Raw genomic sequence first — 24562 nt, 5'->3', positions numbered from 1 at the left:
ACCTAAAAAGGCAATTTTATTGATCTTGTCACTCAAATAATCGTATGTATAAGAAAACGAACTCACATCAAAAATGTAAGCTGTATACAAGAGTTTGTAGTCGCAACTTTAATACGTAACGTAAAAAGAGTAATTGAGTGTTTGTATTACAGAGGTGGCATTATCTTTAACGGTTAGTTCTAAATTCCAAAGCATATTTTGCTCTGAACAAATACCAACCATAGTATTACTTTGCCAAAGATCATTATGTTTTTTAAATTTTTGGGGAATGTAACCCATGTACATAGTGATGCCTTTAAGCTTGGCATCTTCAATTGTAACGTTTGCAGGTAAGTCACTAAAGATAGTAAATGGGGTTTCGGGGGAAAGGGTTTTCTCGCTTAACCATACTTTAACATCATTTGAAAAAGTACAAGGCAAATTGGCTTCGCACTGGGCATTTTTAAGAAATTTTTCATCTGTATTTTTAGAAAAATCACACGCTGTTAATAAAAAAAACACCACAGTGAATAAACTTAACCTATATATAAGCATAACAATTTCGCACTAAAGAAAAGTAAATACTAATAATCGTGACTGTAAATAACAAGTGCGAGTGTTACTATTAGGCCAAATTAGGCACAAACTGTATCAAAAAATAAACAACAAGCTCACAAAGTTTGATTGATGTCATAATTTTATGTAATTGACCTATCTTTTTTAGGCCAAAAAATTTATCATTTCACCCGCAAAAAATAAGGGTTTCTCAAGTTTTTTTTCTGAAGTTTTCATGTATTGAAAGTTTTAGGTAACACGCTTGAGAAAAATAGTAGGCCCCACTTTTAATAGTGGGTAATTCATTTCTAAACGCATTTATTGCAGCGGAAGCCAGAAAATGAGCCAAACAGTAGCATCACAAACTGAGTATAACTATAAGGTTGTACGCCAATTCGCTATTATGACAGTGATTTGGGGCATCGTTGGCATGAGTATTGGGGTTCTGATTGCTGCCCAATTAGCTTGGCCAGCACTTAACTTTGATACACCATGGTTAACTTACTCTCGACTACGTCCGTTACACACGAACGCAGTAATTTTCGCATTTGGTACTAGTGCACTGTTTGCGACGTCTTATTACGTCGTACAACGTACTTGCCAAACGCGTCTTTTCTCAGACAAACTCGCCGCCTTTTCATTTTGGGGCTGGCAGCTAGTTATTGTATTAGCAGTAATTACATTACCACTTGGTATTACTAGCTCAAAAGAATACGCAGAACTTGAATGGCCAATCGATATTTTAATCGCTGTGGTTTGGATTGTTTACGCTATTGTATTCTTTGGTACTTTAATCAAGCGTAAAGTGTCGCACATTTATGTTGCTAACTGGTTCTATGCTGGCTTTATTATTACTGTTGCAGTACTACACATTGTAAACAGCATGGCAGTGCCTGTGTCGTTAACTAAATCATACTCAATCTACGCAGGTGCGGTAGATGCTATGGTTCAGTGGTGGTACGGTCATAACGCTGTAGGTTTCCTATTAACTGCTGGTTTCTTGGGTATGATGTATTACTTTGTACCAAAACAAGCAGGTCGCCCAGTTTACTCATACCGTTTATCGGTAGTTCACTTTTGGGCATTAATTTCATTATATATTTGGGCAGGTCCTCACCACCTTCACTACACTGCGCTTCCTGATTGGACGCAAAGTTTAGGTATGGTTATGTCTATTATTCTATTCGTACCGTCTTGGGGTGGTATGATTAACGGTATTATGACCCTATCAGGCGCATGGCATAAACTGCGTACTGATCCAGTACTACGCTTCTTAGTTGTTTCATTGTCTTTCTACGGTATGTCTACGTTCGAAGGCCCTATGATGGCAATTAAATCTGTAAATGCGTTATCTCACTACACAGATTGGACAATCGGCCACGTACACTCAGGTGCACTAGGTTGGGTTGCTATGATTTCAATTGGTGCTATTTACCACTTAATTCCTGCGTTATTTGCGCAAGGTCGTATGTATAGCGTTAAATTAGTTAATACCCACTTCTGGTTACACACTGTAGGTGTTGTTTTATACATTGTTGCAATGTGGATCTCTGGTGTAATGCAAGGTCTTATGTGGCGTGCGGTAAATGCCGACGGTACATTAATGTACAGCTTTGTACAGTCTTTAGAAGCGTCGCATCCTTTCTACATTATGCGTTTTGTAGGCGGTGTATTCATCGTAACAGGCATGTTAGTTATGGCTTATAACGTTTTCCGTACAATTTCAGCTGAGAAAGAATCTCTGAAGTTAGACGCGCAAGCACAATTAGCATAACGGAGTGAGATGATGAGCAATAAAAATTCACAAAACAAACATGAAATAGTAGAAAAGAACGTTGGCCTTATGGCTATTCTGACTGTTTTTGCTATCAGCTTTGGTGCATTAGTTGAAATTACTCCGCTAATGTTCCAAGACGACACAACTAAACCAGTAGAAGGCCTACGCCCTCTTAATGCTTTAGAAATGGAAGGCCGTGACATATATGTACGTGAAGGTTGTTATAACTGTCACTCACAAATGATCCGCCCTTTTCGTGATGAAGTTGAGCGTTACGGTCACTACTCTGTAGCAGGCGAATCAGTATGGGATCACCCTTTCCAATGGGGTTCAAAACGTACTGGTCCTGACCTTGCTCGCGTTGGTAAACGTTACTCGGACGATTGGCATTATGCTCACTTAGTTGACCCACGTGCTGTGGTTCCTGAGTCGAATATGCCAGGTTTTCCTTGGTTAGCAGAGGATAGGGTAGATACAAGCCTGACTCTGAAAAAACTACAAATTTTCCGTGATACTTTTGCTATTAACCCAGAAAACCCTAAACACCCGGGCCTAGGTTATGGCAGCGACGAAGAACTTAAAGCTGATGTTGAAAAAGTTAACGCTATGAATAACGGCGAAGGCGCAACAGAAATCCAAGCTCTAATCGCGTATTTACAGCAACTTGGTACCCACTTGAAGTAAATTATTATGGATTACGGAACATACAGAGGCATTTTGACTCTGGTAATTTTAGTATTGTTTATTGTGATTGTTGTATGGGCATACAGCAAGCGTAGCAAAAATCGTTTTGATAGCGCTGCTAATGCCATTTTTGAAGATGAAAAAAAACATAACAACACACTCTCTAACGAGGAAAAGGAGTCTGAAAAATGACTAGCTTTTGGAGTATTTGGGTTATTGTATTAACCCTTGCATGCTTATGCATCATCTTTGGCCTATTAGTTTGGAACTTAAAAAACTATGCTGGCGTAAAAGAAGGTGAAAGCTGTGGACATGAATTTGACGGCATTGAAGAGCTAAATAATCCACTACCAAAATGGTGGACTTACATGTTTTTCGCAACTTTTATTTGGTCAGTATATTATCTTGCAGCTTACCCAGGTTTAGGCAACTGGGAAGGTTTAGGTAAATGGACTAGTTCTAACCAAGGTATTACGTCTTTAGCTGAATCTAAAAAAGCAGTTGCAGAGGCCAAAGCAGAAGGTCGTTTTGTTAAACTTGATAAAGAGTATGAAGCTGCAGAAGAACGCTTTGGTCCTATTTTTAATCGACTTGCACAAGTGCCGGTTTTAGATTTAGTTAATTCTAAGTTTGAAGGTGACGCAGCGCAGCAAGTTGCTCTTGAAAGTGGTGACAAACATGAACAAACAGATGGTCAATTAGCCATCGAAATTGGTCAGCGTTTATTCTCACAAAACTGTGCGCAATGTCACGGCTCTGATGCACGTGGTGGAACAGGCTTCCCTAACCTAACTGATAAAGATTGGTTATATGGCGGTACACCAGACAAAATTAGAGAAACACTGCTTAATGGTCGTATAGCTGCAATGCCAGCTTGGGGCGATGCTCTTGGTGAGCAAGGCGTTAAAGAAATGACAGCACATGTGTTGAGCCTTTCTGGTCGTACTGTTAACCAAAAAGATGCAGCCGCAGGTAAAGCTAAGTTTGCTATGTGTGCTGCATGTCACGGTGCTGACGGTAAAGGGTCGGTTGCACATAACCTACCATTTGGCGCGCCTAACCTGACTGATAACATATGGTTATACGGTGGTTCTCAACGTGCTGTTGAAGAAACGCTTAACCACGGCCGTGCTGGTGTAATGCCTGCTTGGAAAGACATTTTAGGTGAAGATAAGATTCACTTATTAACAGCCTACGTTTACAGTTTATCGCAAGATAAATAAGCACGCGGTTAATAAAATGTTTATAAATTAATTTATTTAATTCAATAGATTAATCCAGATCAAAAAAGCCTCCAGTCGGAGGCTTTTTTTTAGTCTTTTACGTATAATTCCTATAAAATAACGCTTCCTAAACTAATTTTAGAGACACTATGCAACCTACTCCGTGGTATAAAAATTTTTGGCCTTGGTTTTTAATCTTTTTTCCGTTAGTTGCCATTATTGGCTGTATTAGCTTATTTATTACGGCAATAGGTAACGGCCCAGATATGGTTGTTGACGACTACTACAAAAAAGGCAAAGCAATAAACTTAGAACTGACTAAGTTTGAAAAAGCAAAAGCACTTTACTTACATGGCGAATTAAATGTTACCAACGAGCGTGTAAGCTTTAAGTTTACAAAAGGTGACAGTAGCAACGTACATGTTTTAAAACTTTCGTTTTACCACCGTACTATTAAAGCGCATGACTTTGAGGCCACACTTACACCTAATGCCAATCAAGAATTTACTGCATTACTTGATAAGTATACGCCAGGTGCATACTCTGTATTTATTGAGCCAATTGATGGCAGCTGGAAACTAAAAGAAAACATTGTTCTACCGACGGCTGAAACCGTTTTAGTTACTCCTAACTATAAGTAATCATCACTATGTCTCACTCTTGCTTTCATTGCCTTGAAAGTGTGCCAAACGGATTTAGCGCAAACGTTATAATTGACGATATAGCCCAGCCAATGTGTTGCATTGGCTGCCAAGCAGTTGCGCAAAATATTGTTGATCAAGGTATGACTGATTATTATAAATACCGAACTGTTCGCGCAGGCAAGGTTGAGCAACTGGTACCTGAGCAACTCGCATTTATAAAAAGTTATGACAACGAAGACATTCAAGACGAATTTATAGCTACTAACGACAATATCTCAGAGGTATTGTTGAGTGTTGAAGGTATAACCTGCGCAGCGTGTGCATGGCTTATCGAAAAACAACTCTTAAACTTAAATACTGTAAAACGGGTTGATGTAAATACATCCACCAACCGCGCGATGATCCAATGGGATAAAACCAGCACCCCATTGAGTGAAATTATTACTTCCTTAGCCAAAATTGGTTATAAAGCCTACCCATTTCAATCAGATATTGAAGCTCAACAAAAGCAACAAACTGCCAAAGCCTATATTCGCCGCTTAGGTGTTGCAGGCTTAATGACCATGCAAGTTATGATGTTTGCGTTTGCCATGTACTTTGGCATGTTTTCAGGGATGGACAGCAATTTTGAGCAGTATTTTAGATGGATCAGCTTAGTACTTGCCTCTCCGGTTATTTTATATAGCGCACTGCCCTTTTTAACCAACGCCATAAATGGCTTAAAAGCAAAACAGCTCAATATGGATTTACCCGTATCGCTGGCTATTTTTGGTGCGTTTGGCGCAAGTTGTTACGCCACATTTATGCAAGTCGGCGAAGTATATTTTGAATCTGTGTGCATGTTTACCTTTTTACTTTTATTAGGTAAGTACCTTGAATTTAGAGCGCGTTTAAAAGCGAGCGAATTTACTGCCAACTTACAAAAATTATTGCCATTAACAGCCCGCACCATTAACGACAGTGGTGAAGAACTTATAATTGCAGCCAAAAAACTAAAACTTAATGACGTAGTACTCATTAAAGCGGGTGAAACAATCCCTGCCGACGGCGAACTTATAAAGGGTAAAACTACGGTTGATGAATCAATGATGACGGGCGAACACCAACCCGTTACAAAATTTATCGGCCACAATGTCTACGCCGGTTGCGTTAACCATGACGGTGTTATTGAAATAAAAATCAATAAAATTGGCCAAAATACGCTTTTAAATCAAATTATCCGCTTGCAACACAACGCATTAACTAAACGCCCTAAACTGGTTGAAATTACAGATAAAGTTGCGCAATGGTTTATAGCGTGCCTGCTTATATTTGCTTCACTTACAGCTATTGGCTGGTACCAAATTGACCCTGAACACGCATTTTGGATCACCATTTCGGTTTTAGTTGCTACCTGCCCATGTGCCCTGAGTTTAGCCATACCAACCGCACTTACATGTGCAGTGGCAACACTTACTCGAAAAGGCGTATTAATAAAACAAGCGCATGTGCTCGAAACACTCTCACAAATTACGTTATTTGCCTTTGATAAAACAGGCACACTTACTCAAGGTAAATTTAGCCTAGATGAAGTAGATATACTCGATAAGCAATACACAAAAGCGCAAGTGCTAGATATGGCAGCTATGTTAGAGCGTTATTCTGAGCACCCTATCGCCAGCGCATTTGATGAAATTACTCCTGCTCACCACAATCTTAATAACGTTAAAGTGCATCCAGGTCTGGGAATTAGCGCACAAGATGCAAACAATCATTATGCAATTGGTAAAAGTGGTTGGTTTGATAGCAAAAAATCAAATGCACAAGCAAGCTTGTATATAAATAAGCAGGTTATTGCACGTTTTTACTTTATTGATAAAGTAAAAAACGATGCTAAAAAGCTTATAGACTCACTTCAATCGCAAAACTTAACCTGTCACATGTTAACCGGTGACGCGTCAGATGCTGGGCAAAAAGTAGCTAAACAACTTAACCTTGAAAGTGTGCAATCTGGGTGTTCGCCACAAGATAAACAAACAGCTGTTGAACAATGGGCGTCACAAAACGAAGTTGTAGCAATGGTCGGCGATGGCGTAAACGACAGCCCTGTATTTGCTAGTGCGCATTTATCCATTGCAATGGAAACCGGTGCTGACATATCAAAAAATAGCGCCGATGTAGTGCTCCTTAATAGCGATTTAGCTTCAATTGATCATTTACTCAATGTTGCAAAACAAACCAGACGAATTATTAAGCAAAACCTTGCGCTGTCTTTATTGTATAATGCGTCCATATTACCATTGGCAGCGCTGGGCTTAGTCGCTCCGTGGATGGCTGTTATTGGCATGTCTGCCAGCTCAATTATTGTGATTAGTAATTCACTAAGGCTATTAAAGTTATGAGCATAATTTACATTTTGATCCCCATTGCCATTTTGTTTGTCATTATTGCTATAGGCGTTTTCTTTTGGGCCGTAAAAAGTGAGCAGTTTTCTGATTTAAATAAGCAAGGTCATAGTATTTTGTTTGAAGACGACAAAGAGCAACATAACAAAAGTAATGATTGACCCTCTTTACACCAGCGCATTTTTAATGGGGCTAATAGGTAGCGGTCATTGCATTGCCATGTGCGGCGGTATTGCAAGCTCATTACAACTGGCAAGTGATAAACGCAAAACATTTACCTATTCATTTGCCTATAATACCGGGCGTGCACTGAGCTACATGGCAGCAGGTGCACTTGTTGCTGGTATTAGCAGCCAATTTGCTAGGCAAAACACATCTTTTTCTTTAGCACTTTCATTCATTGCAGCTATTTTTATGCTCCTTGTCGGCGTGTATATAATGCGCTTAGGCCCTACGTTGCAATGGTTAGAAAAAATTGGTAAAACCTTAGTGTGGCAACACATTGTTAAGCTAAATAAATACTTAATGCCTATTAACTCCCCTTTTAAAGCTCTAAGTTACGGTGCTTTGTGGGGATGGCTTCCATGTGGACTTGTTTACTCAGCACTTACATGGGCGATGACTAGCCCAAGTGCCCTAGACGGTGCTTTAGTGATGCTTTGTTTTGCTTTGGGTACTTTCCCCGCAATGATCACGTTAGGCGTTACCGCACAAAAACTAAATAGTATTATTAACCACCCTTGGACCCGAATTGTATTGGGCAGTGTTATAATCTGGTATGGTATCTACTTATTGATAATTGCAACTGACAAGCTGATACAATAACCTATTCGCAGTATTAACCTTTTATGGTTATTTTGCAGTCGTGTGTATAAAAATTTAAACGGATTAAATTATGGATTTCTCTCAAAGTCGCGCTAAAGGTAATTGTGCTATTAGCTGTAATAACTGCAGTATTAGTCAATTGTGCTTGCCATTTTCTCTCAATGGCCAAGAAATGGATAAGCTAGACGAAATTATTGAGCGAAAAAAACCACTCCATAAAGGCGATTATCTATTTGAATCAGGCGAACCTTTACAGGCTATTTATGCTGTACGCTCTGGCTCATTTAAATCGTACACATTATCAGAGCAAGGTGATGAGCAAATAACCGGGTTTCATTTAGCGGGTGACTTAGTAGGCTTTGACGCGATAAGCAAAATGGCGCATCAGAGCTTTTCGCAAGCACTTGAAACGTCAATGGTGTGCGAAATACCATTCGATACCCTTGACGAACTTGCTGGTAAATTACCAAAACTTCGTCAACAAATAATGCGCTTGATGAGCAGCGAGATTACATACGATCAAGAAATGCTGCTATTACTCAATAAAAAATCAGCAGAAGAACGCTTAGCTAGTTTTATTTATAATTTATCAGAGCGTTTTGGTGAACGTGGTTTTTCACGCAAAGAATTTAGATTTACCATGACTCGCGGTGAAATAGGTAACTACTTAGGCCTTACCGTAGAGACCATTAGCCGTTTATTAAGCCGTTTTCAAAAAGCCGACTTAATTAAAGTTGAAGGTAAATTTATTACAATTTTAGATAATGATGCCTTATCTAAAACGGCGGCAATCGTTAAGCCTCGCTAAATTAAATAGTTTGATTTAGAACAACAATTTATATGCTACCCCTTTAACTGTTTTATATTTGCGTTACACTAATTGTACACCCGTTAGGCAAATGGAGTAGCATATGAACACTATTAAACGCATTATTGCGGTTATTGACCCTACCAAAGACGATCAACACGGTTTATCACGTTCAATAGACTTAGCAAAAAAATCTGGCGCAAGTATTACCGCCTTTATGACGGTTTACGACTTCTCTTATGAAATGACAACGATGCTATCTGGCGATGAACGCGAAGCAATGCGTGATGCCGTACTAAAAGATCGCCAGCTATGGCTTAACGATTTGGTTTCACCTTACAAAGATATAGATATTGACACCCAAGTGGTTTGGCATAACCGTCCTTATGAAGCCATAATCGATACTGTAATTGATCAAAAGTACGATTTAGTAATTAAAGGCACACATCAACATGGTGCACTTAAATCCGTTATTTTCACCCCTACCGACTGGCATTTAGTACGAAAATGCCCTGCCCCGGTGTTGTTTGTTAAAGAAATGGCATGGCCAGAAAACGGTAATATTTTAGCTGCTGTGAATGCGGTTAGTGAAAACGAAGAACATGTAGCACTTAATAAACGGGTAATTAAAGACGCACAATTTTTATGTGAACTTGCCAACGCAAAACTTAATTTAGTTAATGCTTATCCTGCAACGCCCATAAATATAGCAATTGAAATTCCTGAGTTTAACCCTGGACTTTATAACGAATCAGTTAAAAAACACCACATTGAATCAACCAATGCACTTGCTGCTGAGTTTAATTTAAGCCAAGAGCAATGTTTTATTGAAGAAGGCCTACCAGAGGATGTAATCCCTGATGTAGCTAAGCGGTTAAATAGCGAATTAGTTGTTATTGGTACCGTTGGTCGTACAGGCTTAAGTGCCGCTTTAGTAGGTAATACAGCAGAGCATGTAATTGATAGCCTTGACTGCGATGTACTAGCACTTAAGCCCGATGGTTACGTAAGCCCGATGGCAAAGAAACTAGATTAATTAAAAATTTAGCAAGTAACAAACTGGATATTACTTGCTAAAAATACCGTGTTTAATTACATCCTAAACTCGCATATTCAGGTGGTTTGGGTATAATACGCCCCTTTATTTTTAGCAAATAACTTTGCTGTATTGTTTTACTAGGGGGCGTAATTGTCACACTCAGATCAAGCTAAAGCTCAATTTAACTTAAATAAGCTACAAAAGCGTTTACGTCGCCAAACTGGTCAAGCCGTTATGGACTTCAATATGATTGAAGAAGGTGACCGTATAATGGTGTGTTTATCAGGTGGCAAAGACAGCTACACAATGCTTGAAATGCTTCAACATTTAAAACGTGTAGCACCTATAAAGTTTGATCTCGTTGTTGTAAACCTAGATCAAAAACAACCAGGGTTTCCTGAGCACGTTTTACCTCAGTATCTTGATAAATTAAATGTAGAATACAAAATTGTAGAAGAAGATACCTACAGCATTGTTACTGACATTATTCCTGAAGGTAAAACAACCTGTTCACTTTGCTCACGACTGCGCCGTGGTATCTTATACCGCACAGCAAATGAGTTAGGCGCAACTAAAATAGCCCTTGGCCACCATCGTGACGACATGATTGAAACGTTGTTTTTAAATATGTTTTACGGTGGAAAACTAAAAAGTATGCCGGCTAAATTAATGAGTGATAACGGCGAGCATATGGTTATTCGCCCACTTGCATACTGCAAAGAAAGCGATATAAGCCAATACGCATTTGCACAAGGTTATCCAATTATTCCGTGTAACCTATGTGGTTCGCAAGAAAACCTACAGCGTAAACATACAAAAGCAATGCTCGCTAAATGGGATGCTGAGCACCCAGGCCGTATTGAGAGTATTTTTACAGCAATGCAAAACGTCGTGCCTTCACACTTAGCTGATGCTGATTTGTTTGATTTTAAAAACTTACAAACCGGTGAAGTCATTGATGGTGGCGATATAGCTCTTGATAAGCCAGACATTCCTAAAGTGCCTGTTACTAATGAGCTTGATGAACAAGAAGCGCCAAGTGTAGTTACTATAAATCTAAGCTAACATATCTAGGCTAACAAATTTAAGGGGGTTGTATTTATGTACAACCCCCTTAAATTTACCAATTCAGCCTTACGTTGTCTTTTTAACTCTCAGCTAGGCCTTGTAAAAACTCTAAACTTAACTTTTCTTGTGCATTAGTCTGATACGGCAACTGCTGTAAACTGTCGTACGAGAAATCGTTTATATCAAAATGGCTTATTTCACTATTCCCAAAGCTGTTACGCTCACCTGGGCTTGGCGACATTCTTTCTATTACAAAGTCACTTAAGCGCATATCGGTAACGCCCTTAGGTAATACTGACCAATGAGCTTTTAAGTCTACGGTTTGGCTCCCTTGCGTTAAGCGTTCCTTAGATACCAAATGAGCAAGTGGTGTATCACCACTATATAAATTCGCCCTAACACGATACAAACCACTTTTTATCACCGTTAAATTAGCTGGCATAATCATGTTTTCATTTTGAGCATAAGCAATTTCAAAACCTGTTAAAGTAGCACTTGGCGGCATATATTGAATTTGCGCAACTACGGGTACTTTTTTGCCGTCAACATCGCCCTGTACATACACTTGCAAACTACGAGGGTAATCTTCATCTTCTTTAAATGTAATAATTGCCTCACCGTCACGCGCATTGCCCGTATGGGTATTTAATACTTCTTTTGTATCAGTGTTTGCAAGTTCAACGACCACTTTTCCAAGCCCTTGAGCGCTTATCTTTATTGTTATTTCTTCTGGGTATACAAAACGATATTGTTTGAGACTTACCGTTAAAGCATCGCCGCTTTCACCTATGGGGCTCGACACAGGATAAAATTGATTTGGCTTTAATCGATCTTCATCTAAAGGACTTAAAGGTTGGGAATAAGGAGGAAACTTAAGTGCACTTTCGTATTGCATCACCACTTGCTGCGCTGCTTTTGTTAGGTCTTCATTAAACGCAATTTGCTTTTTTGATTGTGGTTTTTTAGCTTTAGGCACATCTATAGGGATCACTTTTACAGGCGATAAGTCAGGTGCGTTCGCGCTGTGTTTAATCTGTGGTTTTATTGGCTCAGCAACTTTATGAGCATAATTTTTACCAGTAAACCATAGCGAGAATAAAATAGTGCTAATAATTAAAGCAACGACATAAAATTTTTTCATTTTTATATTTCAATCTTTTATAAGGCGTATAGTTTTTAATACCAATCTGCTTATATATGGGGTCTATTTAACGTTAAGAAAATTACGCTAAAACTAGGCAAAAATTTTTGTATCTAGTTGTTCTAAATAAAAAATTTTTAACGACATTATAGTGGAATTTAATTTGTTAAATTGATCAAAGATTTATGCAGATTGGTATCACTACACGCCTTCTATGTTATGGAATCACATTATAAATAAGTGCTGATGCACTTAAATTATTTGAATCCTTAATATAACGATATTGTTTTTTCCAAAACCAACTACCTGTAGTTTTATCAAACGTATTAAACCCTACGTTATTACCTTCAACATTTACGTTATTCATGGCTATTGTGACATTACCTTTACGCTGCGCGTTATGTATTTCGTTATGGCTATAACTGTCACTCATCATCATTGGATAATGATTTGGCATAAAGCTACTAACAGCATCACCTTGCGATTTTAAATGGCCATCTGTATCAATACTGCTGCTACAACTTCCAAACGAGCCAGCCGAACTTGCACCACATGAAGAGTGCGATGCTACAACCGAATCATCATTACCTTTTAAAAATCCACCTGTTAAACCTAAATACGCATTACCATCTGCCACAAAGCGTAATCTAGGTGTACGTGCATCAGGAAATGGCGATATTTTACGGGCATTATTCACTTTTAAATCGTGTAATACACCAACAGCTTCGGTTACATCGCTCCCTAGCCACCATTTGAGTGCTGCATCGACCGCAAAGTTCCATGATGCGCCAGTTAAAGCACTAACGGCTACATCTGCAAGCTCACTTCCACCACCCGCGCCTGCTAAATCAAACGTCGCAACAATATTAAGCGGCTGTAAGCCTGCGTTTTCTAACCAGTTTTCTTGGTTATCAATAATATGGCGTGCAACTAAGTCGCCTGTTGAATGTGTTACAAATACACAGCCATCACTGCATAAATTAGAGCGTGAAATTTGCTTTAACTTTGGCCACACCCAATCGGTAGCAATTTTACCTTCAATTCGCTCATAAGCAGGCCAATCAATTCGCTCATCTGCCCGATTATTCCAGTACGATTGCCAATATGTTTCACCGTCATTAATTACATCACTACCCGACTTATTGGTTATTTGCGAAGTTTGTAACCCGTGAATTAATATAATTTTGTAGTCTTTACTCGCAGCAGAAAAGCTCATTAGCATAGCAAGCCCAGCACCAATTAGGTGACTTGGTTTAATTAATGTGTGTGTGCGCTTAGTGTTGTTCATACAATTCCTTAATGTTATGTACGTAATATTTTATTATCATTTAAGGTATTCATACTAGGGCTTGTCAGCCTTGGCGTTCACCAGTATTAGGAACAAAGAACAAAAATGCAACAACTTATTATCATTTATAGGGGTGAAGAAACTTATTACCTATTATTTCATGGGTTAAAAAAGAATAGTTGTTAAATTTAAAATTATCAGGGGTGTTTCGAGAGTAATATTGAGGGGGTAGGTTGAGCGGGTACCGGTAAAGGTGCCCGCTTTAGAATAAGGACGTAACTAATCTAGCCGTTAGCTTTAAGTTCACTGGTAAATTGCCCAATCGCATTCACAACTTCTTGTGCGCCTTGCTGAATTTCCTGCATCACATCACCCGACTCTTTAGATAGTGCTAAACCTTGCTCTGCTTTTTCTTTACCTTTTTCTATTACAGCCACCGTATTTTGGGTTTGTGATTGGTTACGCTGTACTACTTCTACTATTTCTTCTGTTGCTTTTGATGTACGCGATGCAAGCAGTCGAACCTCGTCTGCAACCACAGCAAAGCCTCGACCTTGCTCGCCAGCTCTAGCCGCTTCAATTGCGGCATTTAATGCTAACAAATTGGTTTGCTCTGCAATACTACTAATACTTTGTACAATACTCGATATTTGTTGCGACTGCTGATCAAGCGCTGAAATTTCACTTGCAGCTTGCTCCATGTTAATAGCAAGCTCGGTCATTACTGTAACCGTATCTTGTATAACGCTCGCGCCTTGCTCTGCTTTTTTATCAGTTTGGGTTGAGGTGCTATAAGCAATTTCGGCAGCCTGAGATATCGCAATTTCTTGATTTACTTGCTCTGTAATAACTGTTGCAAACTTCATTACTTTATAAAGCTCATTCGCGTCATTTGAGATTGGGTTATATGACGCTTCTAACCATACAACATTGCCGTATTTATCAACACGCTTAAAGCGCTCCGCTATAAACTGTCCTTCTCTTAATTTAGCCCAAAACTGTTGATACTCTTGGGAATTATACTCTGAAGCTTCACAAAATGTGCGATGGTGTTTTCCTATTAATTCACTTTCTTGATAACCCATTGCTGATAAAAACTGCTCATTTGCTTTTAAAACATGGCCTTCTAAATCAAATTCAATTACTGCCATAGAGCGATATATCGCTTTGATAGTGTCGCTTTGCTCGCGGGAAGCCGTAATTGTTTTTGTAAGCACACTCCCGAATATAGAAAAATAGAGCAACTGATCTTGCTCCCCTTTTACAGGATGTACTATTAAACGTAACCATTCAGCTTTACCATCACCGCGCGCAATTTGTAATGCACCGCCCCAATGTCCTTCTTTTTTTATAGCTTGCTGTAGGCTTTTAAATTCTGAAGATTGACGAGATGACTCAGTAATAAAATCATCAAAAGAGTTATTAGTAAGATCGTCTTCGTTGTAGCCTAAGTTTTCTAAAAACCTATCATTGGCGTGCGAAATACGCCCATCATAAAGAATATTAACAACTAACATCTCTCGGTAAAGCCCTTCCCACACTTGTTGTAACGGATAGAGTTCTGCTTTTAAAGAGGCTATTTCATTTTGCTTATTTTTAGAAAAAAACATTAATATCCTTAATTGGGCGTGTTGACCTTTGTGGATTGAAATTTGTTCAATCTAGGGGCGATTGAATCACGGCGCGAGGTTTGTAACCTAGTGGGCTCGATAACTGCTCCTGCGTTATTCTAATGGCTTACATCCATGTAAGAATAAGTAAAAACCGAGCAAAGCTTCCGCGTCCTGCTCACGCCCCTTACCTACATCCATGTAGGCAACAAAGAGTTAATCGTCCCTAGAAAGAACCCAAAGGGCAGCGTATGTTTGGTATTTATACTACGTTATCGCCTATTTATGGGAAATACCACACTACATAGGCTCTGCCTTGCCTAAAAACCAAACACACTACTGCAAATTCACCCACCAAAGATCAACACGCCCGAATACATTCAATATAAAATTAACTTTAGTATAGAAGACATTTATAATAACGCGATAAATAACAAGCAGTTTGAAGCTAAATTATTAATAAAAAATTCAAATTAAGCTTAAAATTGTAACCTTTCATATAAACCTGATGCTCTTGATACGCTTTTATTCATTGCAAGTTGCAGTACTTTTTTGTCAGCCACCAGCTCAAACTTATTTTTAGCGCGGGTTATTCCCGTATACACTAATTGCCTGTTAATACCCATGCGCGCTTGTTTTAGCGGCGGCAGTACCATAGCGGTGTAACTAAACTCTGAGCCTTGTGATTTATGAATAGTCATTACGTATACTTTATCGTGTGCAGGGAGTCGTGCTGGCGAAAATGCTCGTTGGTTACCTTGCTCATCAATAAATATGGCTTTGAGCTGATTACTTTCATCGGGCATTAAAATACCAATATCGCCGTTAAATAACTTAAGCTGGTAATCGTTTTGGCTCACCATAATGGGCATGCCTGTATAATGATGAGTATTAGGGCTAACTGTTATTAAACCTTGCTGTTGCAATACGCGCTCTATTCGCTGATTTAAGCTATGCACGCCGTAATCGCCCTCTCGTACCGCAGCTAAAAGCTGATAACTAGCAAAAGCAGCATGCACCTGTGCAACATCTGCACCTTGGGCAATTAAGTTAAGGTATTTTGCATAATGACTTGCTGCACTTTTAACAAGCTTTTCAATTGGTTTTGCTACAAAGTCGTAATCTAAAATTACATCGTTAAAACGCCCTTCAGTACTTTCTTGCTCAACGTAATTTAAAATACCGGTGTTATTTGTGTTTACCGCAAGTGCGAGTTGACCAATGCCGCTTTGTGCATCAAATCGATAACTGTGCTGTAAAAAGGCAACGCAATCTGCGAGTTTAAATTCACTCACGCTTTGCGCTACGAGCTTAGGCTCATTATTAAAACATAAGCTATTTAGCTCCTCACAACGTGCTTGCGAGTAGCTTGGCGTTTGCCCAAGTGTTAAACCTTGGCATAAATCGCTCATTACGCTGCCAGTATCTACCGAGGCCAGCTGGTCTTTGTCACCTAGGAGTATTAATCTCGCATGCGCAGGCAGTGCTTCTATTAATTTAGCCATCAGCGATAAATCGACCATACTGGCTTCGTCAATAATCAGCACATCTAAATGCAGCGGATTGCTTTTGTTATGTCTGAATTTATTAGTAAACGGTTTTACGCCCAATAAGCGATGAATCGTTTGAGCGCTTTGCGGTATCAGCGTTTTAATATTATCAGGAATCGTTATGAGCTTATTTTTGGCGCCCAAAATAGACTCACTTAAACGTGCAGCGGCTTTACCTGTCGGTGCCACCAGCTTAATACTAAGCGGCGCGGTTTTATAAAGTGACTGTAAAATAGCCAGTAACTTAGTTACTGTGGTAGTTTTACCGGTACCTGGACCACCCGTTATCACGCTAAAGCCTTTGGTGGCGGCAATCGCACATGCCACTTTTTGCCAATCAGTTTCAATTGCAGAATCTGCAGGAAAATAGGTATTTAAAAGTTCTGCCAATATTTCATTATTAATATTGAGCTTTCGCTCGCTCATGCTTAATAGTCTATCTGCGAGTGTTTGCTCATAACCGGCAAGGCGCGCAAAATAAAGTCGCTCTTTAAACAGTTGCAGTGGTTTATTTTCGCCCACGCTTTCATGGTTTTGTAAATAACTGAGCGCTGTATGTACATTAAAGTCATCACTAAACGGGCTTAGCGTACTGGGTACATTGCCATCTAGTTTATTAAAGTCGCTTTTGCGCAAGTTAAAAGGATTGCTCCAGTCAACCTCATTTAAAGTTAGGCAGCTATGCTGACTTTGCTGCGATAAGCACAGTAATAAAATAATATAAAACAGCTCATTATGTGTTTGCTCAATGTCATTAGCACACAGTAATTCAGCGAGTTTAACATCAACCACACGTAGTCGATTTTGCGCTAATAAATATTCAAGTAACGGGACTTCGATAATAGTATTATTTAACACAATGTCCTCTAATGGGACATCTTGTGCTACATTTTTTGAAGTAAGAGGCTCTACGGCTTCATTATTAAGTGTCTCGTCTATATCGTCAAACAAGCCAGGTTGCTCATTTAAATCGCTCATAGCATGGCTCCTTGGCTAAATAAGCCATCTAAAATAATCACTTGTTCTTCAGTTAGCTTTTTAAAGTACACGCCTTGCCCTGCCGGCATCCCACGTAAAAACGTGTAATACACGCCGCCTAAATGGGTTTCTACCGAGTAATCAGCTATACGTTGTTTTAATAAACGATGCAGTGCTACGGTGTAAATTAAATACTGTAAATGATACTGATGACTGCTCATCGCTTGCTCAAGCATGTCGCTCTCGTAATCAGCTGGCGTGCTACCTAAATAATTAGACTTATAATCTAAAATATAATATTTGCCTTGGTAGCAAAATATTAAATCGACAAAGCCTTTTAACAAGCCCTTTACGTGCGAAAATTCAAGCTTACTTTGTGTAAAACCAAAATGTTTAACCAGCATTTCGTTTAGCTTTGGTGCACTTAAGCTCTCAAGAGGTAAATTAAATTCCATTTCGACTAGGCAATCTTTGGGTGTAAGCACACCCAATGAAAGAAGGCTTTTTTCTAAAGAACTGTTATCTAGGGGGCACGCAAGAACATCAAGTACCCACTTTTCAGCCACTTCTCGCCATTGATCACCTATGTGGTACTTTTCAAGGCTGCGCTTAACTACTTCAGATAAGTTTTGCTCGGTATTAGTTGGGTGAACTATTGGGCTAGTAAAATCTATTTGTTCAAATATTTCGTGTAAACAGCTACCAGGCTTTGCCCCTTTAGGAAAACTATAAGGTGATGGTAGTTCGTCCTCTTGCACTGCAAACTCGTCTTTTTCGTGATCTTCATCACTTCGCCCTGGGGCTAATTGGTCGCTGTGCTTTTTAAAGCTCAACGCACTAAAGCTGGTTGCTCGCCAGTTACGTTCAATATTTGCTGTTACTTTATTAACACTTAACGTTTGCTGCGCACTTTCACTGTTATTAAAACAAAGTGTTCCCTGCTCTAATAATGTTTGTGAGGTAAATTGCTGATAGCTCATCGCGATGTTAGCGTCGCAAAACTCACTTAAATGCGTGCGCCATGTTTGGCTACTGGCAAGTTCAAGCCCTGCAAATAAAACATGCCAAAGTGCACTACTTTGCATAGCCAAGCGGCTACTTTGTCCTTGCCCTATGTTATAAACACCAAGCGCACAAAAATGTACGGCGCGAGTAAGTGCTACATAAAGCAGGCGTAAATCTTCAGCTAGGCGTTCTTGTTCTGCTTTTTGAAGGGCATCTTCGTCTTTACTTAAATCGTAAACTAGCTTGCCATTATTATGATAAAGCGCTTCTTTTGTTTCGCGATAGCCACTGGCAAACGGCATAAATACCAAAGGGTATTCAAGCCCTTTTGAGGCATGCATAGTGACAATTTTAACTAAGTTGGCGTCACTTTCTAGGCGTACCTGTACTGTTTCACCGTCTTGTTGGCTTACCTTTTGTGCAAACCATCGCAGTAAACGCAGCGTGCCTTCAAGCTCTATTTGTTTTTGCTGAAGTATTTCGCCCAAGTGCCTAAAGTCCGTCAGCCAACGCTCAACGTTATATCCTAACCCTTGCCATTTAGCGCTAAGCTGGTTATGGCTCATTAAGCGCTCAAGCATGGCCATAGCGCCTTGCTTGTTCCAAATGTGGCTAAGTTGTGCAAAAAAGTTTAAGTAGTCTTGCCATTTATTTTCATCATCAGCGAGTGCATGTATTTCGTTATAACTTAAACAAAATAGCGGACCCGCTAAAACACCGCGCAGCAATGACTCATCATATTGTCCATGCAGCGCTGTTAAAAAGTTAAGTAGGTGATGGCTAAGCTCTTGGCTAAAAACGCTCTCGCGCGATAAATACACACTGGCTATTTTGGCTTCGCTAAGTGCTTTTTTCATTATTTGCGCTTCAACACGGTCGCGCACTAATATACAAATATCGGCAGCGCTTACAGGGGTACTGCCAATACACGCATCCCCTTGTTTTGCTTTTTCAAGCAGGGTCACTATTTTATTAGCAAAGTGAGTGGCTAAATGCGCTTGCCCTATACCTTTATTGGTTGGTTTGTTTTTTTCGTCTGCGGCTTCATCCACAAATACATTAAATTCGAATGCGGTCGCGGGTTTGCCATCAATTAAAAAAGAGTCTTCCGCTTTTTTACCTTTAGCAGCTACTGCGTTAAAGGGGATGGCGTCGTTATAAATAAAGCTGTTAGCGTGTTTGCCAAATAAACTATTAACGCTATTGACTATATCGGTGCTCGAGCGAAAGTTAGTACCCAGCGTAAATTGCTGATCAGTCTGTACAGCTTCTTTTGCGCCAATATAGGTAAAAATATCTGCGCCCCTAAAGCCATAAATAGCCTGTTTGGGGTCGCCTATCATGGCAAGCGTGGTATTTTGTTGCCCATAAATTTTACTAAAAATACCGTACTGAATCGGATCGGTATCTTGGAATTCATCAATCATGGCAACCGGGAACAACTGCGCAATTTTTTGCGCTAGTACGTCGCCTTGCTCGTTATTAAGCGCACTATGTAAATTGGTCAATAAGTCATCTGGGGTGATAACGCTTTGCTCTTGTTTACGCTTAACTATTGCGGCTTTTACCCAGCGTGCTGCATGTTGTACAACCGCTATTTTGAGCCCTTGGTTTATGGTGTTGTTAAGGGCGGCAAGCTCGTCAAACTGACTCAGTAATGGATGCACAAATAATGGCTGATTTTTTTTATAATTGCTCACATCGCTTAAGTTTTCTGTACTCCACACTTCAAACGAATACTTGCTAGTGCCAAATTCAAAAAACAAATCGCCGCCTAAACAAAATGCTTCAAGCGCACCAAGGCTACCTTTTCGTGCTGGCGTTTTAGACCCGCTTAAACCCGAGCTTTTAATAGCACCGATAAACTCTTGCTCTAACACCGCTTTTTTAAATGCAGGCACACGGGTTATGTACTCGTCACGGGCTTTCCACACATCGTCTAAATTTATTTGTGGCGTAATGTGCGCATTAGCTTTGTTTAAAATACTCGCCACTTGAGCGAATAAAGACTCTGGTGCGGCAAATACATCTAAAATAGCATCGGTGCGTTCTTTATTAAGTGGGTATACAAACGCACGCCAAAAATCTTTAATAGTTTCAAGTAATATGTCGCGCTCATCTAAAATAAATTCGAGATTAAACGCCACTCCCGACTCAAACGCATGTTGTTTTAGCATCCGCTGACAAAAGCCATGAATAGTAAAAATAGCGGCTTCGTCCATTGATTTAGCAGCTGCATCGAGTAAATCAAAGGCGCGGTGTTTATCATCAATTTTGGCAATTACGCCTTCAATGAGTTCGTCGTTTGGGTCTTGCCCAAGTAGTGCATCGCGCGCAGTAATAATTCGGCTGCGCACGCGGTCTTTAATTTCTTGTGTGGCGGCGTCGGTAAAGGTTACTACCAAAATTTGCTCAACGCTAAGCGGCGTATTTAACTCACCTTCTATTTGCATGCCTAACAAGTAACGTAAATACAACCCCGTAATTGTATAGGTTTTACCAGTACCCGCACTGGCTTCTATTAAACTTTGACCAGTGAGCGGCATAGTAAGAGGATTAAGCGCTTGCATGATCACTCTCCTTGGCGTGTTCAAATAAAGGCGTGAGCAATTTATCACTCCATTTTATAAATTCTTCTTGGCAGTCGCTTAGCGATTGCACCGTTAAGCGAATATACGGGTTTTCGCCCTCGCCTCGTCCTATGTATTGCGGGCTAAATTTGCTCATTGCTTTTGTTATATCGCCGCCGCTTTTAACGTATTCATACCCACTGACTGGAAAAAACGGCACCGGCTCTGCACGCAGCGCTTTGTATAACTCAAACCAATCGGCTAATAGTGCATCCGCATCGGCTTTGTTTATAGGCGCAAAGGTGATTTGCTTATCGAGCCCAAGTAACAATGTTTCTACTTGTTGATCCATACTTTGCGCTGCAAGATGATAAATAAAGCCTTTAATTAAATCTTTCGCTTTAATACTCGCGCTGCGGTAAAACACTTGTTTTTGCAAATAAACATGATTGAGCCAGCCTTCTATTTTGGTGCCTTCAATAGTAAGCAAAACTTCTATCGGCTCACTTTTTCCGCCCTTAATGTGCTCTTTAACCTGCCCTGCAAGCGCGTCAACTCGGTGCTCCATACCCTCAAATATGAGGCTGCCTACATTGGCTTGAGGTAACTCACCCCGCTGCAGTATTTGCTCGGTACTTAGTGGTTGCTCGTTTATATTGGCTTTAAGTATTTCATCAAGGTAAAAATAACGGCGCAGTGCATCTAAACTAAATGGCTCTTCGTCTTTTGCTACTTCGTTAAATTGTGGCAGGCGTAAACCTAATGTTTGTTGATAAAAGCTCTCTTGTGCGCTGCACACACTTTTAATAAACACATCGAGATCTAACTGTTCTGGCACAACAACATCAAGCGCGGTAACTGGCTGTGGTTTAATTGACTCACTTGGCAGCCAAATTGGATTGTAACTGTGGTTGCTCAGCACAGTATTTGCTTGCTCATCGGCTAAATAGTAATGGCTATTAAAGGGCTGTAAATGCTGCTGATTAATTAGACATGCGGGCAGCGTTTTTTCACTCTTTTCGCTTAATACAAAACTACGCCCAATATATTCTAACAGCTCGCTTACAAGGGTTGATGGCATGCGCGGTTGGTTATCAAAACACGAGCGACCAATGTAACTCATGTATAAGTTGTCGCGGGCACTCAGTAGCGCTTCTAAAAATAAGTAGCGGTCATCTAATTTACGTGATCGGTCACCTTTTTGCTTTTTAGAATAAGGCACTAAGTCAAAACCAATAGGCTGTACGTTACGCGGGTAGTCAGCATCGTTTAAGCCCAGCATGCATACCACTTTAAATGGTACGGCGCGCATGGGCATAAGCGTACAAAAGTTTACTTGCCCAACCAAAAACCGCTGCCCTACGCCTTTTTCTTGAATGCCTTGTTTAACTAAGTAACTAACAATACGCTGCGAAACTGCTTTACTGTAATCGCCGTTGTCGTGGTGTTTTTGTAACTCTTCGAGCACGTTTTGAAGTACTAATAAATCCCAGCTGTCGTCGCTTTCACTTTCGTATATGGCGTTTAATAGCTCGCTTAAAATATGCGCTTTATTAGTGAGCGTATCATCGGGCGTTAGCTGCTCTTTAAAGCTTTGCAGTACATCAATAAAATGCACGAGCTTGTTGAGCGTATCAAGCGCCATGCCTTCTACTTCATCAGCGCTGTAAATACCGTTAAACGGGCATTGTTCGTCGCGCATGGCTATACCAAGCAGTAAACGGTTGAGCCCATGTTGCCAGGTATTTAAATCGATAGCGGGTAAATCAAAGCTGCTTTTATGTGCTGCGTTTATACCCCATTTTACCCCTACACGTTCAAGCCAATATTGAATTTGCTCGTATTCGTGCGCTTCAAGCCCAAACTTTTCGGCTATTTGCGTCACTTGTAATAAATCGAGAATATCCGACACACCAAAGCGCGAAAACGGTAAGTTAGCTAAACTCGCAAATGAGCTAAGCACGGGCTTTTCTTGCTCTATGGCTAAATCGGCTAATGCGTACGGAATAAAACGGCTGCCTTGCGCCCCGCCAAATACAGCTTCAATATAAGGGCTGTAAGTGCCTACATCGGGCATCATGACAATTATGTCTTTGGGAGTAAGCGTTGGGTTTTGATTAAATAAGTTAAGTAAGTAGTCGTGCAAGCGCTCAACTTCTCTGAGCGGTGTATGGCAATCGCTGAGCGTAATACTGGTGTCGGTTGCGCTGATTGGTAACTTACCTTCGTCGTTTATAAACCACTCTTTGTTATCGGTCAGCGATTCGCCTTTAAACGCAAGCTGATAAATCTCGCTTTGTACTTGCCCTAGTAAGGTGTCGTCAAACACATCAATAAAACCATCAATCCAACGGGCATCTAATTGTACAAGTTGTTCAAAATAGTCGCGGCCTAATTTACCCCACGACGATAACAACGGATTACCAATAAAGTAGTATTCTTCATCTGGATTGGTTTGTTTTTTTTGTTGCGCTTCCACCAGCGGCATTTTGGCGTATTTAGCGCTTATTTTAGCTGCTGTTTTTTCATCTATGATATCGCCCCAGTAGTGCTCACTTGGGTTAAAAAAGAATAATATAACCTCTGTTTTTTTACTCAGTGCTTCAAACACCTCAAGCTGGGAGCTGGCAATCGCCGATATACCAAATAAACTAATGCGTTGTGGCAGTAAGCTATTGTCCATGGTCTCAAGTGCTGCAAGTAATTGCCCTTGCATGTTAGCGCGATGAAATTGGCTTTGCCCAAGTTCTTGGCTTAGCTTTACAATGCGTCGCCATAAATCAGGTTGCCATGGGGCAATGGCTACATCTACGTCATCAAGCTCATCTTTGCCGCTATCCCATGTGGCTATCCAGTGCGGTCGGTACATTAAATATTGGTCGTACACATCGGCTATTTTTTCGCATAGCGCAAAGGTTTTTTGCCCGTCAATATCGCCCTCTAAATAGGTTTTTAGCGGCAAATAAAGCGGTTCATCAATGCAGGTTGGTAAAATTGCAAACAGTTTCCAAGCAAGGTTGGGCTTATTAAATGCCGACTCTTTAGGGACATTTGGCAGTAATTGCTGATACAACTGCCAAATAAAGCTCGACGGCAGCGGAAAATCTACCTGCGCTGCAACCCCTAAGTTTTCGCTCAAACCTATTTTTAACCACTGCGACATACCCGGCGATTGCACTAGCACCACTTCTTTGTCGAACGGGCTTTGCAATGGGTTTACTTTTAACAGCTGGTGGAACTGCGCTTGCAGGGCTTCCATCCGGTTTGATTGAATAATATTTAGCATATAGCACTGACCTTGCTTGAGATAAAACCAGTGTAAGATATTTTCAATATTAGGGGTAGCGCAAACAGGTAATTGATATTAATAAATCAGAGAGTTAGCAAGTAATTTAAACGCACAGCATTAATTTTGATCACTGCGCGTTTTTGTT

The 24562-nt window shown here is 40.1% G+C and carries 18 protein-coding genes; 11 read left to right on the top strand and 7 right to left on the bottom strand.

Features of this window, described 5'->3' with window-relative positions; translation table 11 throughout:
- Positions 1-108: 108 nt before the first annotated feature.
- On the bottom strand, positions 109-534 hold the full coding sequence (locus H5126_RS13920) for a hypothetical protein (protein WP_039490088.1): 426 nt from the start codon (positions 532-534) through the stop codon (positions 109-111).
- 340 nt (positions 535-874) lie between these two features.
- Here H5126_RS13920 and ccoN point away from each other — a divergent pair, with 340 nt between their 5' ends.
- The 11 genes from ccoN (at position 875) to ttcA (ending at position 10983) form a co-directional block, all read left to right on the top strand.
- The gene (gene ccoN, locus H5126_RS13915) at positions 875-2308 is read left to right on the top strand and encodes a cytochrome-c oxidase, cbb3-type subunit I (protein ID WP_002961515.1); all 1434 of its coding nucleotides are present in this window, start codon (positions 875-877) and stop codon (positions 2306-2308) included.
- 12 nt (positions 2309-2320) lie between these two features.
- Positions 2321-2995: a cytochrome-c oxidase, cbb3-type subunit II gene (ccoO, locus tag H5126_RS13910; RefSeq protein ID WP_165723947.1), complete on the top strand. Its 675-nt coding sequence runs from the start codon at positions 2321-2323 to the stop codon at positions 2993-2995.
- 6 nt (positions 2996-3001) lie between these two features.
- The gene (locus tag H5126_RS13905) at positions 3002-3187 is read left to right on the top strand and encodes a CcoQ/FixQ family Cbb3-type cytochrome c oxidase assembly chaperone (protein WP_024597380.1); all 186 of its coding nucleotides are present in this window, start codon (positions 3002-3004) and stop codon (positions 3185-3187) included.
- Entirely contained in the window at positions 3184-4218 is a 1035-nt protein-coding gene (gene ccoP / locus H5126_RS13900; protein WP_182721337.1) for a cytochrome-c oxidase, cbb3-type subunit III, read from the top strand. The genes H5126_RS13905 and ccoP overlap by 4 nt, the downstream gene beginning before the upstream one ends.
- Before the next feature lie 149 nt (positions 4219-4367).
- Positions 4368-4859: a FixH family protein gene (locus H5126_RS13895; protein ID WP_002963075.1), complete on the top strand. Its 492-nt coding sequence runs from the start codon at positions 4368-4370 to the stop codon at positions 4857-4859.
- 8 nt (positions 4860-4867) lie between these two features.
- Positions 4868-7243 (top strand): heavy metal translocating P-type ATPase, encoded by a 2376-nt coding sequence (locus tag H5126_RS13890; protein ID WP_182721338.1) that lies wholly within the window; start codon positions 4868-4870, stop codon positions 7241-7243.
- Positions 7240-7407 carry a cbb3-type cytochrome oxidase assembly protein CcoS gene (ccoS, locus tag H5126_RS13885; RefSeq protein ID WP_002963071.1) on the top strand — a complete coding sequence of 56 codons (168 nt, stop codon included), beginning with the start codon at positions 7240-7242 and terminating at the stop codon, positions 7405-7407. Before H5126_RS13890 ends, ccoS begins: the two co-directional genes overlap by 4 nt.
- On the top strand, positions 7400-8071 hold the full coding sequence (locus H5126_RS13880; RefSeq protein ID WP_182721339.1) for a sulfite exporter TauE/SafE family protein: 672 nt from the start codon (positions 7400-7402) through the stop codon (positions 8069-8071). The genes ccoS and H5126_RS13880 overlap by 8 nt, the downstream gene beginning before the upstream one ends.
- A gap of 70 nt (positions 8072-8141) precedes the next feature.
- Positions 8142-8879 (top strand): FNR family transcription factor, encoded by a 738-nt coding sequence (locus H5126_RS13875; protein ID WP_182721340.1) that lies wholly within the window; start codon positions 8142-8144, stop codon positions 8877-8879.
- Between the two features lie 103 nt (positions 8880-8982).
- Positions 8983-9915, top strand: coding sequence for a universal stress protein UspE (gene uspE / locus H5126_RS13870; protein ID WP_165743043.1), 933 nt, complete (start codon positions 8983-8985; stop codon positions 9913-9915).
- A gap of 153 nt (positions 9916-10068) precedes the next feature.
- A complete protein-coding gene (ttcA, locus tag H5126_RS13865; protein WP_002963067.1) occupies positions 10069-10983 on the top strand; it encodes a tRNA 2-thiocytidine(32) synthetase TtcA in 915 nt (304 codons plus the stop codon).
- An 82-nt stretch (positions 10984-11065) separates the two neighbouring features.
- On the opposite strand, the gene H5126_RS13860 is transcribed toward ttcA, so the two are convergent.
- The 6 genes from H5126_RS13860 to recC form a co-directional block, all read right to left on the bottom strand.
- Positions 11066-12127 carry a hypothetical protein gene (locus H5126_RS13860; RefSeq protein WP_182721341.1) on the bottom strand — a complete coding sequence of 354 codons (1062 nt, stop codon included), beginning with the start codon at positions 12125-12127 and terminating at the stop codon, positions 11066-11068.
- 217 nt (positions 12128-12344) lie between these two features.
- Positions 12345-13415 carry a hypothetical protein gene (locus H5126_RS13855; protein WP_039490101.1) on the bottom strand — a complete coding sequence of 357 codons (1071 nt, stop codon included), beginning with the start codon at positions 13413-13415 and terminating at the stop codon, positions 12345-12347.
- Between the two features lie 284 nt (positions 13416-13699).
- Positions 13700-15025 carry a PAS domain-containing methyl-accepting chemotaxis protein gene (locus tag H5126_RS21660; protein WP_182694117.1) on the bottom strand — a complete coding sequence of 442 codons (1326 nt, stop codon included), beginning with the start codon at positions 15023-15025 and terminating at the stop codon, positions 13700-13702.
- Between the two features lie 479 nt (positions 15026-15504).
- Positions 15505-17553 (bottom strand): exodeoxyribonuclease V subunit alpha, encoded by a 2049-nt coding sequence (gene recD / locus H5126_RS13845; protein WP_182721290.1) that lies wholly within the window; start codon positions 17551-17553, stop codon positions 15505-15507.
- Entirely contained in the window at positions 17550-21128 is a 3579-nt protein-coding gene (gene recB / locus H5126_RS13840; RefSeq protein WP_182721291.1) for an exodeoxyribonuclease V subunit beta, read from the bottom strand. Before recB ends, recD begins: the two co-directional genes overlap by 4 nt.
- Entirely contained in the window at positions 21115-24414 is a 3300-nt protein-coding gene (gene recC / locus H5126_RS13835) for an exodeoxyribonuclease V subunit gamma (protein WP_182721292.1), read from the bottom strand. Before recC ends, recB begins: the two co-directional genes overlap by 14 nt.
- Positions 24415-24562 lie beyond the last annotated feature (148 nt).

The organism is Pseudoalteromonas sp. SG45-3 (genome assembly GCF_014164075.1).
Lineage (GTDB): Bacteria > Pseudomonadota > Gammaproteobacteria > Enterobacterales > Alteromonadaceae > Pseudoalteromonas > Pseudoalteromonas distincta.
The sequence above is the reverse complement of the archived record's forward strand: the minus strand, read 5'-3'. Positions and strand labels throughout refer to the sequence as shown.